This window comes from Mesorhizobium shangrilense (assembly GCF_028826155.1).
GTDB classification, from domain to species: Bacteria; Pseudomonadota; Alphaproteobacteria; order Rhizobiales; family Rhizobiaceae; genus Arvimicrobium; species Arvimicrobium flavum.
On the sequence record NZ_JAQGPN010000001.1, the window covers coordinates 1044710 to 1058673 of the forward strand.

The following is a 13964-nucleotide window of genomic DNA, read 5'->3' on the forward strand; positions in this document are numbered from 1 at the left end:
GTCTTTCCGATCTCTTTCTATTCGCCGAGGGCGTCTTCGAGCAGCTGTGCGAGCTGCGCCAGGTGCTTCGACATCAGGCCGGTCGCCGGGGACGCCGCCGCCGGGCGTCCCGTGTACCTGACGCGCTGATGCTTGGCGTCGATATGGGCAAGCACCCACTCCAGATAGGGGTCGATGAAGGACCAGGCGCCCATGTTCTTGGGCTCCTCCTGGCACCACACCATCTCCGCGTTGCGGAAACGCGAAAGCTCGGTGATCAGCGCCTTGGCCGGGAACGGGTAGAGCTGCTCGACGCGCAGCAGGTAGATGTCGTTGATGCCGCGCTTCTCGCGCTCCTCGTAGAGGTCGTAGTAGACCTTGCCCGAGCAGAGCACGACCCGGCGGATCTTGGAATCCTTGACCAGCTTGATGGGCTGGTCGCCGAGATACTGCGCGTCGTCCCAAAGCAGCCGGTGGAAGGTGGATTCGCCCGACATGTCGGCCAGCGTCGACACCGCCTTCTTGTGGCGCAGCAGCGACTTCGGCGTCATCAGGATCAGCGGCTTGCGGAAGTCGCGCTTCAGCTGCCGGCGCAGGATGTGGAAGTAGTTCGCCGGCGTGGTGACGTTGGCCACCTGCATGTTGTCTTCCGCGCAAAGCTGCAGGAAGCGCTCGAGGCGCGCCGAGGAGTGCTCGGGGCCCTGGCCTTCGTAGCCGTGCGGCAGGAGGCAGACGAGGCCGGACATTCTGAGCCACTTGCGCTCACCCGACGAGATGAACTGGTCGAAGACCACCTGGGCGCCGTTGGCGAAGTCGCCGAACTGGGCTTCCCAAAGCGTCAGCGCCTTCGGCTCGGCCAGCGAATAGCCGTACTCGAAGCCCAGCACCGCCTCTTCCGAGAGCATGGAGTTGATGACCTCGTAGCCCGCTTGCGCCGCCGAGAGGTTGTTCAGCGGGATGTAGCGGTTCTCGTCGCGCTGGTCGTAGAGCACCGAATGACGCTGGCTGAAGGTGCCGCGCTCCGAATCCTGGCCCGAAAGCCGGACCGGGTTGCCGTCGAGCAGCATCGAGCCGAAGGCGAGCGACTCGGCGGTCGCCCAGTCGATGCCCTCGCCGGAGTCGATCGCCTGGCGGCGATTTTCGAGGAAGCGGCCGATCGTCCGGTGGACCTCGAAGTCCTTTGGCACGTCCGTCAGCTTCTTGCCGATCTCCTTCAGCACCTTCATCGGCACCGCGGTCTTGCCGCGACGCTGTTCGTCCTGGTTGTCCGCCGTGCGCAGCCCGGTCCAGGCGCCGTCCAGCCAGTCGGCCTTGTTCGGCTTGTAGGACTGGCCGACCTCGAACTCGGTCTCCAGGTGGGCGCGCCACTCGGCCCTCATCTGGTCGAGCTCGTCGGCTGTCAGCAGACCTTCGGCCATCAGCTTGTCCGCATAGAGCTGCACGGTCGTCCTGTGCGCGCGGATGCTGCGGTACATGATCGGCTGCGTGAACGCCGGCTCGTCGCCCTCGTTGTGGCCGAAGCGACGGTAGCAGAGCATGTCGACTACGACCGGCTTGTGGAACTTCATCCGGAATTCGGTGGCGACCTTCGCCGCGAACACCACGGCCTCGGGGTCGTCGCCGTTCACGTGGAAGATCGGCGCCTCGATCATCTTCGCCACGTCCGACGGATAGGGCGAGGAGCGCGAGAAGCGCGGATTGGTGGTGAAGCCGATCTGGTTGTTGATGATGAAGTGCAGCGTGCCGGCGACGCGGTGGCCGCGCAGGCCGGACAGGCCGAGGATCTCCGCGATCACGCCCTGGCCGGCGAAGGCAGCATCGCCGTGCAGCAGCAGCGGCATGACTTTGACGCGTTCTTCCAGCGGCACGATCTCACCGCGGGCGCGGCCGAACAGCTGGTCCTGCTTGGCGCGTGCCTTGCCCATCACGACGGGGTCGACGATCTCGAGGTGGGACGGGTTCGCGGTCAGCGACAGGTGGACCTTGTTGCCGTCGAACTCGCGGTCCGACGAAGCGCCCAGATGGTACTTCACGTCGCCCGAGCCCTCGACGTCGTCCGGTGCGAACGAGCCGCCCTTGAACTCGTGGAAGATGGCGCGGTGCGGCTTGCCCATCACCTGGGACAGCACGTTGAGGCGGCCGCGGTGGGCCATGCCGAGCACGACCTCCTTCAAGCCGAGCTGGCCGCCGCGCTTGACGATCTGCTCGAGCGCCGGGATCAGCGACTCGCCGCCGTCGAGGCCGAAACGCTTGGTGCCCTTGTACTTGACGTCGATGAACTGCTCGAAGCCTTCAGCCTCCAGCAGCTTGTGGAGGATCGCCTTCTTGCCCTCGGCTGTGAAAGCAATGCCTTTGTCGGGGCCCTCGATGCGCTCCTGGATCCAGGCCTTCTCCTCGGGGTCGGAGATGTGCATGAACTCGACGCCGAGCGTCGAGCAGTAGGTGCGCTTGAGGATCTCCAGCATCTGCCGGATGGTGGCGTACTCGCCGAGGCCCAGCACCTTGTCGATGAAGATCGGGCGGTCGTAGTCGGCTTCGCTGAAGCCGTAGTTCTCGGGCGACAGTTCGTTGTAGTCCTCGAGCGGCTTGGCAATGCCCAGCGGATCGAGGTCGGCATGCAGGTGGCCGCGCATGCGGTAGGCGCGGATCATCATGATGGCGCGGACGGAATCGCGTGCGGCGCTCTGCAGATCTGCCTCGGAGACGCCCTTTCCGCCGTCGGCGGCCTTCTCGCGAATCTTCTTGTCGATGTGCTTCTCGACCAGGCCCCAGTTGCCATCGAGCGCGGAGACCAGCTCGCCGTTCGTCTGCAGCGGCCAGGACGGGGTCGCCCAGGAGGCGCCCTTGGCGTTCTTGCGGATGTCGTCTGCGTCGTCCTTCAGCGCACCGAAGAAATCGCGCCATTCGGGATCGACCGAGCTCGGGTCGTCGAGGTAGGCGGCGTGCAGCGCCTCAATGTAGTCGGCGTTGCCGCCGTACAGGAACGAAGTGAGAGAAAACTGGTCGTTGCCCTGATCCTGCCGTGCCATGACTGACAGCATCCTTTCATGCAGTTTTTTGCGAGCCCCCGGACGCTACCGCGCCGATGGCCCGCTTGCCCTATTTTTCCGTTTTCGTCGTCGACCCCAGCAGAGCGAAAAGCTGCCCCGGGCCAGGCCGGCGCGCAAGCAATGCGCGCGCGGCATGACCTTGGAACGGCTTTCGGCTTGCGTGAGCCCCACAACCGCTAGCCCTTGAGGGCTTCGACGAGCGTGGTGCCGAGGCGCGCCGGGGACGGCGACACCTTGATGCCTGCGGATTCCATTGCCGCGATCTTGTCCTCGGCGCCGCCCTTGCCGCCCGAGATGACCGCGCCGGCGTGGCCCATGGTGCGTCCGGGAGGCGCCGTGCGCCCGGCGATGAAGCCGGCCATCGGCTTGCTGCGGCCGCGCTTCGCTTCGTCCTTGAGGAACTGCGCCGCATCCTCTTCGGCCGAGCCGCCGATCTCGCCGATCATGATGATCGACTTGGTCTCGTCGTCGGCCAGGAACATCTCGAGCACGTCGATGAACTCCGTACCTTTCACCGGATCGCCGCCGATGCCGACCGCAGTCGTCTGGCCAAGGCCGGCATTGGTGGTCTGGAACACTGCTTCATAGGTAAGCGTGCCGGAGCGGGAAACAACGCCGACCGAGCCCTTGCGGAAGATGTTGCCCGGCATGATGCCGATCTTGCACTGGTCGGGCGTCACGATGCCCGGGCAGTTCGGACCGATCAGGCGAGACTTCGACTTGTCGAGCCGGGCCTTGACCTTGACCATGTCCATCACCGGGATGCCCTCGGTAATGCAGACGATGAGCGGGATCTCGGCCTCGATCGCCTCGATGATGGCGGCGGCAGCGCCTGCCGGCGGCACGTAGACGACCGAAGCGTTTGCGCCCGTCTTCTCCTTGCCTTCCGCAACGCTCGCAAAGATCGGCAACTTCTCGCCTGCGGCGCCTTCCCAGGTCTCGCCGCCCTTCTTCGGGTGGATGCCGCCGACCATCTGGGTGCCGTGGTAGGCGAGCGCCTGCTCGGTGTGGAACGTGCCGGTCTTGCCGGTGAGCCCCTGCACCAGGATCTTGGTGTTCTTGTCGATCAGGATGGACATGCGTTCAGTTTCCCTTCACCGCCGCGACAATCTTCTTGGCGGCATCGTCCAGGTCGTCCGCCGGCACGACGTTGAGGCCGGACTCGCGGAGTATCTTCTTGCCGAGATCGACATTGGTGCCTTCGAGGCGCACCACCAGAGGCACCTTGAGGCCGACTTCCTTGACCGCCGCGACGACGCCCTCGGCGATCACGTCGCACTTCATGATGCCGCCGAAGATGTTGACCAGGATGCCCTTCACGGCCGGATCGGCGGTGATGATCTTGAACGCCGCCGTCACCTTCTCCTTCGAAGCGCCGCCGCCGACGTCGAGGAAGTTGGCGGGCTCGGCGCCGTAGAGCTTGATGATGTCCATGGTCGCCATGGCGAGGCCTGCGCCGTTGACCATGCAGCCGATATTGCCGTCGAGGGCGACGTAGGCGAGATCGTGCTTGGACGCCTCGATCTCCTTCTCGTCCTCTTCGGTCGTATCGCGCAGTTCCATCACTTCGGGATGACGGAACAGCGCGTTGTTGTCGAACGACACCTTGGCGTCGAGGACACGAATCCGGCCGTTCGTCATGACGATCAGCGGATTGATCTCGAGCAGGCTCATGTCCTTCTCGACAAAGGCCTTGTAGAGGGCCGGGAACACCTTCTCGCCGTCCTTCGCCGCGTCGCCCGTGAGCTTCAGCGCCTCGTTGAGCGCCTTGACGTCGGCGTCGGTGACGCCGGTCTGGGGATCGATCGCGACAGTGATGATCTTCTCGGGCGTGTCGTGCGCTACGGCCTCAATGTCCATGCCGCCCTCGGTCGAGACGACGAAGGCGACTCGGCCGACGGAGCGATCGACCAGGATCGACAGATAGAGCTCGCGGTCGATGTCGGCGCCGTCCTCGATGTAGAGGCGGTTGACCTGCTTGCCGGCGGGGCCGGTCTGCTGGGTCACCAGCGTGTTGCCGAGCATCTCGTTGACGTTCTTGACGACCTCATCGACCGACTTCGACAGCCGCACGCCGCCCTTGGCGTCGGCGCCCAGTTCCTTGAACTTGCCCTTGCCGCGGCCGCCGGCGTGGATCTGGCTCTTCACGACATAGAGCGGGCCCGGCAGCGACTTCGCCGCCGTCTCGGCCTCGCTGGCGTTGAGCACGGCGACGCCATCGGCCACCGGCAGGCCGTAGCCCTTGAGCAGCTGCTTTCCCTGGTACTCATGGATGTTCATGAATGAAATCCTTACTTGGAGGCCAGCGCCGGGGCGATTTTCAGGCAGGCGTCGCACAGCCCCTGGACCGCCTCGACCGACTTGTCGAACATCGCCTGCTCGGTCTTGTTGAAGTCGATCTCGATGATGCGCTCGACGCCGCCGGCGCCGATCACCACCGGCACGCCGACATACATGTCCTTGAGGCCGTACTGGCCGGTGAGGTGCACGGCGCAGGGCAGCACGCGCTTCTTGTCCTTCAGGTAGCTCTCGGCCATGGCGATGGCCGATGCGGCCGGAGCGTAGTAGGCGGAGCCGGTCTTCAGCAAGCCGACGATCTCGCCGCCGCCCTTGCGCGTCCGCTCAACGATGGCGTCGAGCTTCTCCTGCGAGGTCCAGCCCATCTTGATCAGATCGGGCAGGGGGATGCCAGCGACCGTCGAGTAGCGCACGAGCGGAACCATGTCGTCGCCGTGGCCGCCGAGCGTCATGGCGGAGACGTCCTCGATCGAAACGTTGAATTCCTCGGACAGGAAGTAGCGGAAGCGCGACGAATCGAGCACGCCGGCCATGCCGACCACGTGGCTCGCCGGCAGGCCGGAGAACTTCTGCAGGGCCCAAACCATCGCATCCAGCGGGTTGGTGATGCAGATGACGAAGCTGTTCGGGGCATACTTCTTGATGCCGGCGCCGACCTGCTCCATGACCTCGAGGTTCTTGCTCAAGAGGTCGTCGCGGCTCATGCCGGGCTTGCGCGGGAAGCCGGCGGTGACGATGCAGACGTCCGCATCGGCGATCGCCGAGTAGTCGTTCACGCCGACGTAGCGTGCGTCAAAGCCCTCGACTGCCGAGGACTGCGCGATGTCGAGGCCCTTGCCCTGCGGTGTGCCTTCCATGATGTCGAACAGGATGACGTCGCCGAGTTCCTTCAGGCCGACGAGGTGGGCGAGGGTGCCGCCAATCATGCCGGAGCCGATGAGCGCGATCTTGTTGCGTGCCATGTCGAGGAGATTTCCCTTGTCTGAGCCGTGCCTGGACGGCAAGATAACGAGGCATAGGGTCAGGGCCAGTGGGCCGGAGCGGGAACGCCTTAGCCCTCGCCTCGTAAAATATCAACCGATTATTTCCGCTCCAAATATTTCAATCGGTTAGAGGCAACTGGATTTACGTAAACGTCAAAATTTTTCGTGATCCCAAGCGTAATATGCAGAGGGAAGTTACCATACGATTACTGACGCAGGCGGATGCGGACCTTCTCGATCGCGTCCATGACGGCGTTTTCGACGAGCCCATACATCCGGAGCGTTTGGCCGCCTATCTCAGCGAACCCGGACATCTCATGATGGTTGCGCTGCATGATGGCGCGGTCGTCGCCCAGGTTGCCGCCGTCATCCACCGGCATCCCGACAAGCCGACTGAACTCTACATCGACGAGGTGGGGGTCGCCGGCCCGTGGCGCAGGCTCGGCCTCGCCACCGAGATGGTGCGAAAGATGCTCGCACATGGCCGCTCAGTCGGCTGCGAGGAGGCGTGGGTCGGCACCGAACCTGACAACCTGCCCGCGCGGCGGCTGTATGACGGCCTGCGCGGCGTTTCCGACGCCGATCCGGAGACCTTCGTGATGCAGGTTTATGATCTCCGCAAGGTCTTGCGGGGCGATGCGTCCGGATAAGGGGGGCGGCTTGCCGCCGCGTCGATGAGCGAGGCGGCGGGACGGCTGCCCCCGGCCCGCGGCAGAAGGGGCTATGCCCCGTCGGCGGCGCTGCCTTCGATATAGGCGATGCGCAGCATGTTCGTCGCGCCCGGCGTCCGCAGCGGCACGCCGGCGGTTATGATGATGCGGTCGCCGGGTTTGCCGAACTGCTCCTGGTGGGCGATGCGGCAGGCGCGGTTCACCATGTCGTCGAGGTCCGAGGCGTCGGGCGACACCACGCAGTGGGTGCCCCACAGCAGCGAGAGACGGCGGGCCGTGTTGAGGATGGGCGACAGGGCGATGATCGGCACCTGCGGCCGCTCGCGCGCGGCCCGGATGCCGGTCGTGCCGGATGCGGTGTAGGTAACGATCGCCGCGAGCTTGAGGGTTTCGGCGATCTCTCGGGCCGCGAGCGAAATCGCATCGGGTCCGGTCGCCTCCGGCTTGCTGCGCTGCGAGCTGATGATGGTGGGGTAGGTCGGGTCCTTCTCCACCTGCTCGGCGATGCGGTTCATGGTCGACACGGCCTCGGCCGGATACTGGCCCGCCGCGGACTCGGCCGACAGCATGATGGCGTCGGCGCCCTCGAAGACGGCGGTGGCGACGTCGGACACCTCCGCGCGGGTGGGCACCGGCGCGCTGATCATCGATTCCAGCATCTGGGTGGCGACGACGACCGGCTTGCCGGCGCGGCGCGCCGCACGCGTGATCTGCTTCTGGATGCCGGGCACCGCCTCGAGCGGCATCTCGACGCCGAGGTCCCCGCGCGCGACCATAAGGGAATCGGACAGGTCGATGATCTCGGCCAGCCTGGCGACCGCCTGCGGTTTCTCGATCTTCGACATCAGCAACGCGCGGCCGCGGGCGATCTTGCGGGCCTCTGCGAGGTCCTCGGGGCGCTGGATGAAGGACAGCGCGACCCAGTCGACGCCGGCTTCGAGCACTGCGTCGAGATCGGCGCGGTCCTTGTCGGTGAGCGCGCCGACGGGGAGTTCGGTGTCGGGAAGGCTGACGCCCTTCCTGTTCGAAATACCGCTGCCCGCCACGACGGTCGCCACGATCGACCTGCCGTCGCATTTCGTCGCCCTGAGCTCCAGCTTGCCGTCATCGATCAGCAACCGGTCGCCGGCCTGGACCGAGGTGAGGATCTCCGGGTGCGGCAGGTGCACCCGCGTCGCATCGCCAAGCTCTGGACTGTCGTCGAACGTGAAGGTCTGGCCGACGACAAGGTCCTCCTTGCCATCCTTGAACTTTCCGACCCTGAGCTTGGGTCCTTGCAGGTCTGCCAGGATGCCGATCGGCCGCCCGACACGCTCCTCGACGTTACGGATTCGCCCGACCAACGCGCGCATGCCGTCGTGGTCCGTATGGCTCATATTGATGCGGAACACGTCGGCGCCGGCGTCGAACAGCTTGCCGATCATCTCTTCAGAGGAAGATGCGGGGCCGAGCGTGGCCAGAATCTTGACTTTGCGGGTACGTCTCATTGACCTTCGGTTCCAGTCGGGGCGTCGTCGCCGTTCGACACCGTCTCGCCGGAGAGCTGGACCATCCAGCTCGACTGCTCGCCGGTGTCGTACTCCTGAAAGCCGGCCCGCTGGAAGCCGCGGGCGAAGCAGTCGTTGACGCCGTTTATCTTGAATTCTTTTTCGGCCACGCACATGTTGATCGGGCCGTCCCAACGGCCGCCTTTTTCGGCGTCCTCGGCATAGAGGTAGAAATAGCGGGACGAGAGCGGTCCTTCGATCAGCGTCTTGCAGCTCGAGGCCGCGATGTGCCACCAGCCCTCGCTCACCCAGCCTGCCTTGGCGCGATAGCCGATGGCGACGCCGACGAGGCTCTGCGTGCCGTTGCACACCCGGAAGTCAGCGTGCGCGGCGTTCGTGCCGAGCGACGGCAGGGCAACTCCCGCCAGGGCCAGGCAGAACAACGCCGAGCCCGCGCGACGCATCTTGCGTCCCAACGCCATTTTTTCGCCCATTGTGCGTGATGTCGCCATGTTGGTGACCCTTTTCGGCAAAGTCCGCGCCCATGTCAACGCGCGCCCAAGCCGGTTCCAATCGATTTAGGGCGACCGTGGCGGGCATGTGACCAAAGTCCTCGCGTGTTTCGGAAAAGATTGACAAAACGACGACATTCGGACTGTCTCACCGGCGTTTGATTTGCGACATCCCCACCGCATGAGGAATGTTGTCTGAATGGTGCGCACTGCCGTTTTCCCGCCCTTCGAGATCATCGAGGGGGATCGCAGCCGCGGCCTCGTGCTGCTGGCGGATCATGCCGGGCGGGCGCTTCCGGACGAATATGGCGATCTCGGCCTGCCGACCACGGAGTTCGACCGCCACATCGCCTACGACATCGGCGTGGAGCGGGTCACCCGGCAACTCGCCAGACTGACCGGCGCGCCGGCGCTGATGGCCAATTTCTCGCGGCTGCTGATCGATCCGAATCGCGGCGAGGATGACCCGACGCTCATCCGCCAGCTCTATGACGGGACCGTGGTGCCGGGAAACTATCCTATGGGCGCAGAGGAGCGCGAGCGACGGCTCGACCGCTTCTACCGGCCCTATCACGATGCCGTGGGCGCGATGATCTCCTCGGTCCACGAGGCGACCGGCCGCTCGCCGTTCATCTTCTCCATCCACTCCTTCACGCCGGTCATGCAGGGGCGCGAACGCCCCTGGCACGTCGGCGTGCTGTGGGACCTGGACGACCGCGCGCCGAAGGCGCTGATCGACGCATTGTCGGAGGACCCGACCCTGGTGGTCGGTGACAACGAGCCCTATGACGGCGCGCTGCGCGGCGACACGATGTACCGACACGCGATCGTCAACGGTTTCGCCCATGCGCTCATCGAAATCCGCCAGGACCTGATCGCGGACGATAGTGGCGCAGACGAATGGGCCGCACGGCTGGCGCCTATCGTTGACGCCGTCAATGCGCGACCCGAGATACATGAGAGACAGAAGTTCGGCTCGCGCACCGGGCCGATCGAACACAAGACCTGACGGAGGGCCGAATGACCGAGCTCAGCAAGGAACAGCAGCGCGACTTCGAGGCAGCCGCGTTCCGCCGGCTGGTGGAGCATCTGCGCGAGCGCAGCGATGTCCAGAACATCGACATGATGAATCTCGCCGGCTTCTGCCGCAACTGCCTTTCCAACTGGTACCGCGACGCGGCCAACGCCGCCGGGCTGGATCTCAGCAAGGAGCAATCGCGCGAAATCGTCTACGGCATGCCCTATGCCGAGTGGCAGGCGAAGTATCAGACGGAGGCTTCCGACGCCAAGAAGGCGGCGTTCGAGGCGAACCGACCGAAGGAGCATTGAGCCGCCCCCTCTACCAGCATGTGGGAGAGGGAGCGGAGGACAATGTGCGGTCGGGTGGCGCTTGGCGGCCTAGGCTGCGTGCGGCTGCGCGGCGCTCACGTCGAGTTCCTCGACGCCGACCGCGTTGTCATAGGCATCCTGATCCAGGATGCCCTGCCGCTTCGACACGATGGTCGGCACCAGCGCCTGGCCGGCCACGTTGACCGCCGTCCGGCCCATGTCGAGGATCGGGTCGATGGCGAGCAGCAGGCCGACGCCGGCGAGCGGCAGGCCGAGCGTGGACAGGGTCAGCGTCAGCATGACTGTCGCGCCGGTGAGGCCGGCAGTGGCGGCCGAGCCGATGACCGACACGAAGACGATCAGGAAATACTCCTGGATGCCCAGCGGAAGCCCGTAGAACTGGGCGACGAAGATCGCCGAGATGGCCGGGTAGATCGCCGCGCATCCGTCCATCTTTGTGGTCGCGCCGAGCGGTACGGCAAAGGCGGCGTATTCACGCGGCACTCCGAGATTGCGCTCCGTAACCGCCTCGGTCACCGGCATGGTGCCGACCGACGAGCGGGAGACGAAGGCGAGCTGGATCGCGGGCCACGCGCTGGCGAAGAAGCGGGCCGGCGACAGGCCGTGGAAAATGAGCAGCGCCGGATAGACCACGAACAGCACGATGGCGAGGCCGATATAGATGGCGGTGGCGTACCAGCCGAGCTGGGTCAGCGTCTGCCAGCCGTACTGCGCGACCGCGTTGCCCAGCAGGCCGACGGTGCCGAGCGGAGTCAACCGGATCACCCACCAGAGCACCTTGCGGACGATGGCGAGCAGCGCGCGGTTGAACTCGAGGAACGGCTCGGCCTTGTCGCCGACGCGCAGCGCCGCGACGCCGATGACGATCGAGACCACCAGGATCTGCAGGACGTTGAAGTTGAGCGAGGTCGAGGCAGAGCCGTCGCCCAGCTTGGTCGAGGCCTGGAGGCCGAGCACGTTGGCCGGCACCAGCCCCTTGAGGAAGTCGAGCCATGAGCCGGTGGTGGACGGCTCCTTGGCGGCCTCCGCGAGCACGCCCGAGTGCAGGCCCGGCTGGATGATCAGGCCGAGCGCGATTCCGATCAGCACGGCGATCAGCGCGGTGATGGCGAACCAGATCAGCGTCTGCCAGACGAGGGCGGCCGCATTGGAGAGCTGGCGCAGGTTGCTGATCGAGGCGACGATGGCCGTGAAGATCAGCGGAGGCACGAGCGCGCGCAGCAGCTGGACGAAGATCGAGCCTATGGTCGAGAGCGTGGTGGCGAGCCAGTTGGGATCGCCGGCGGCGGTCGGACCCATCTCGCGGGCGACAAGGCCCAGCGCGAGGCCGATGACCATGGCCGCCAGCACCTGGAAGCCGAACGAGCTGTAGAACGGCTTCGGTGAGGCCGTTGTGGTTATGGATTGCGACATGTCACTTCTCTTGGAAACGAACGCGGCCGATGGGCTATAACGCCGTGGCCGCACTTAGTTTCCAATTTACGCCGGCTGCGCCTCGGAGAAGAGGAAGCTTGTTCGAGGGAATCCGGCGGGCGAGGAATAGAATTCCCGTAAACGGGCGGAACTCCGGTCAGGTTTCTTCCCGGCGCCGGATGCCTTGGCGAAGGTCGAGGGCGAGCAGTTCATCATCATGATACGCGCCGTCGATGAGGACCGCGTCGCGCTCGAGGCCGTAGGGCACGAAGCCCAGCTCGTGATAGAGGCGGCGGGCCGGCGCATTACCTGCGCGGACCGAGCACCGCAGGATCACGCGCTGCGTCGCGGCATGGTCGATCACCGCCTCGACGAGCCGCCTGCCGAGCTTCGCCTTGCGCCACTCCGGCGCGACATAGACCGCGACCATCGTGGCGTTGTGGCGGGTTTTTGGGCGCTTGTTGGCGATGTAGCCGGCCATGCCGACCAGCTCCTTCCCGGCAAATGCGCCGAACACCACGCCGGGAAGCTCGGGCACGGCGCGTGCGCCCATCTCCGCCTCGCTCAGCGCCTGCTCATCCTCTACGCTTGCCGTGAAGGCGTCGGGGGAGGCGGCGAGCGCCGACAGCCGAAGCGCGCGAAAAGCCGGAACGTCCGCATGAGTCAGGGGGCGGATGGTGACATGTGGGATGGTCATGCGGCGTCTCCCGGCTCCGAAACTAGCCGGTGAGTGTGACGGATACTCGGAATGCCGTCAGCCGGAAACGACAAAGGCGGCCGAAGCCGCCTTTGAAAGTTCTGGAAGTGCGAAGAAGCCTATTCGGCGGCCTTCTCAGCAGCAGCGGCGGCCTCGGCTGCGGCCTTCGCTTCTGCTGCCTCGGCAGCGGCCTTCTCAGCGGCCAGCGCCTGAGCGGCGGCGACCTTCTCGGCCTCGATCCGCGCCTTCTCGGCGTTCAGCGCCTCGCGCTCGGATTCGTTCAGCTTGCGGGCGCGTACGCCGGTGTTTTCGACGATACGGGCCGACTTGCCGCGACGATCGCGCAGGTAATAAAGCTTCGCGCGACGCACCTTGCCGCGGCGCACGATCTCGACGCCCTCGACCAGCGGCGAGTAGACCGGGAACACGCGCTCCACGCCTTCGCCGTAGGAAATCTTGCGGACGGTGAAATTCTCCTGGAAGCCCGAACCCGAACGGGCGATGACGACGCCCTCATAGGCCTGCACGCGGGTACGCGAACCTTCGGTCACGCGAACCTGGACGCGGACGGTGTCGCCGGCCTGGAACTCGGGGAGCTTGCGCTTTGCTTCGATCTTGGCGGCCTGCTCGGCCTCGAGCTGACGGATGATGTCCATCTCGAAAGTCCTCTTCTTGCTTCTCGACAGCCAGAGCGCCATCTCTCGCCGCACAGTTCAATGACCGCTTCGGCTATGCCTTGCGGATCTTCGATCCGGTTCGGCAGGGGCGATTGCACCGTCATTCGTTGACGGGACCGGAGGCTTCTTTCTCCGCCGGTGTGGGCGCGCTCATACACATTTGCCACGCGTTTGTCACGCCCGATCGGCAGAATTCCTTGACGCAGGCGGTCGCAGCCTTCGCCGGATTACCACATGGTCTCGCGGTAGGCATCGGCGAGCCGCCGATCCGTCGCTTCCGCCGTTTCGGCGAAGGCGATCTGGTCCTTCAGGATCTGGCCGAGCGTCGGCATCGCCGCGCGCGGCTGCCAGGTTTCCGGCTGCCAGAGCCGGGAGCGCATGAAGGCCTTGGCGCAGTGCATGTAGACGGCCTTCGCCTTCACCACGATGACGCCGAGCGGACGCTTGCCCTCGACCGCAAAGCGCTGGCGCAGCCCGTCGTCTATCGTGACGCGCGCCTCGCCATTGATGCGCAGCGTCTCGTCCATGCCGGGGATCAGGAAGAGCAGCCCCACCGCCGGGTTGACCAGGATGTTCTCGATCGTATCCAGCCGGTTGTTGCCTGGCCGGTCGGGAATCGCCACCGTGAAATCGTCGAGCACGGCCACGAAGCCGGGCTTGTCGCCCTTGGGCGTGACGTCGGCATTGCCGTTCTCGTCGGAGGAGCCGATCAGGACGAACGGGCAGTTGGCGATGAAGTTGCGGCTGTGGTGGTCGAGGCGGCGCATCTCCTTGCGCAGCGACCCCTCCGATGCCGGCTTGTAGTGCGCCCGCAGCTCTTCCCGCGACGTGATGAACTCCACAATCC

13 protein-coding genes are annotated in these 13964 nt (G+C 65.4%); 3 read left to right on the forward strand and 10 right to left on the reverse strand.

The genetic code is table 11. From position 1 onward, the window contains the following. Positions 1-17: 17 nt before the first annotated feature. The 4 genes from PD284_RS05130 to mdh all read right to left on the reverse strand — a co-directional run bounded on the left by PD284_RS05130 (position 18) and on the right by mdh (position 6289). Positions 18-3008, reverse strand: a complete 2991-nt coding sequence (locus PD284_RS05130; protein ID WP_274627142.1) for a 2-oxoglutarate dehydrogenase E1 component — start codon at positions 3006-3008, stop codon at positions 18-20. A 197-nt stretch (positions 3009-3205) separates the two neighbouring features. After that, positions 3206-4108: a succinate--CoA ligase subunit alpha gene (gene sucD, locus PD284_RS05135; RefSeq protein WP_274627143.1), complete on the reverse strand. Its 903-nt coding sequence runs from the start codon at positions 4106-4108 to the stop codon at positions 3206-3208. A gap of 4 nt (positions 4109-4112) precedes the next feature. Further along, a complete protein-coding gene (sucC, locus tag PD284_RS05140; RefSeq protein WP_274627144.1) occupies positions 4113-5309 on the reverse strand; it encodes an ADP-forming succinate--CoA ligase subunit beta in 1197 nt (398 codons plus the stop codon). A gap of 11 nt (positions 5310-5320) precedes the next feature. Next, the gene (gene mdh, locus PD284_RS05145) at positions 5321-6289 is read right to left on the reverse strand and encodes a malate dehydrogenase (protein WP_274627145.1); all 969 of its coding nucleotides are present in this window, start codon (positions 6287-6289) and stop codon (positions 5321-5323) included. A 203-nt stretch (positions 6290-6492) separates the two neighbouring features. On the opposite strand from mdh, the gene PD284_RS05150 reads away from it, so the two are divergent. Next, entirely contained in the window at positions 6493-6960 is a 468-nt protein-coding gene (locus PD284_RS05150; RefSeq protein ID WP_274627146.1) for a GNAT family N-acetyltransferase, read from the forward strand. Between the two features lie 71 nt (positions 6961-7031). Here PD284_RS05150 and pyk read toward each other — a convergent pair whose 3' ends face one another. Next, the gene (pyk, locus tag PD284_RS05155) at positions 7032-8468 is read right to left on the reverse strand and encodes a pyruvate kinase (protein WP_274627147.1); all 1437 of its coding nucleotides are present in this window, start codon (positions 8466-8468) and stop codon (positions 7032-7034) included. Beyond that, positions 8465-8932 (reverse strand): DUF1036 domain-containing protein, encoded by a 468-nt coding sequence (locus PD284_RS05160; RefSeq protein ID WP_274630545.1) that lies wholly within the window; start codon positions 8930-8932, stop codon positions 8465-8467. The genes pyk and PD284_RS05160 overlap by 4 nt, the downstream gene beginning before the upstream one ends. A 247-nt stretch (positions 8933-9179) precedes the next feature. On the opposite strand from PD284_RS05160, the gene PD284_RS05165 reads away from it, so the two are divergent. Both PD284_RS05165 and PD284_RS05170 read left to right on the forward strand, forming a co-directional pair. Continuing rightward, the gene (locus PD284_RS05165) at positions 9180-9989 is read left to right on the forward strand and encodes an N-formylglutamate amidohydrolase (protein ID WP_274627148.1); all 810 of its coding nucleotides are present in this window, start codon (positions 9180-9182) and stop codon (positions 9987-9989) included. Positions 9990-10000: 11 nt separating this feature from the next. After that, the gene (locus PD284_RS05170) at positions 10001-10309 is read left to right on the forward strand and encodes a DUF1244 domain-containing protein (protein WP_274627149.1); all 309 of its coding nucleotides are present in this window, start codon (positions 10001-10003) and stop codon (positions 10307-10309) included. A 69-nt stretch (positions 10310-10378) separates the two neighbouring features. On the opposite strand, the gene PD284_RS05175 is transcribed toward PD284_RS05170, so the two are convergent. From PD284_RS05175 to PD284_RS05190, 4 genes are all read right to left on the reverse strand, one after another. Further along, positions 10379-11743, reverse strand: a complete 1365-nt coding sequence (locus PD284_RS05175; protein WP_274627150.1) for a dicarboxylate/amino acid:cation symporter — start codon at positions 11741-11743, stop codon at positions 10379-10381. Positions 11744-11900: 157 nt separating this feature from the next. Continuing rightward, a complete protein-coding gene (locus PD284_RS05180; protein ID WP_274627151.1) occupies positions 11901-12440 on the reverse strand; it encodes a GNAT family N-acetyltransferase in 540 nt (179 codons plus the stop codon). Between the two features lie 119 nt (positions 12441-12559). Then, complete coding sequence (gene rplS, locus PD284_RS05185) at positions 12560-13096, reverse strand: 50S ribosomal protein L19 (protein ID WP_274627152.1); 537 nt, start codon at positions 13094-13096, stop codon at positions 12560-12562. 248 nt (positions 13097-13344) lie between these two features. Next, positions 13345-13959, reverse strand: a complete 615-nt coding sequence (locus PD284_RS05190) for a pyridoxamine 5'-phosphate oxidase family protein (protein ID WP_274627153.1) — start codon at positions 13957-13959, stop codon at positions 13345-13347. Between the last annotated feature and the right edge of the window lie 5 nt (positions 13960-13964).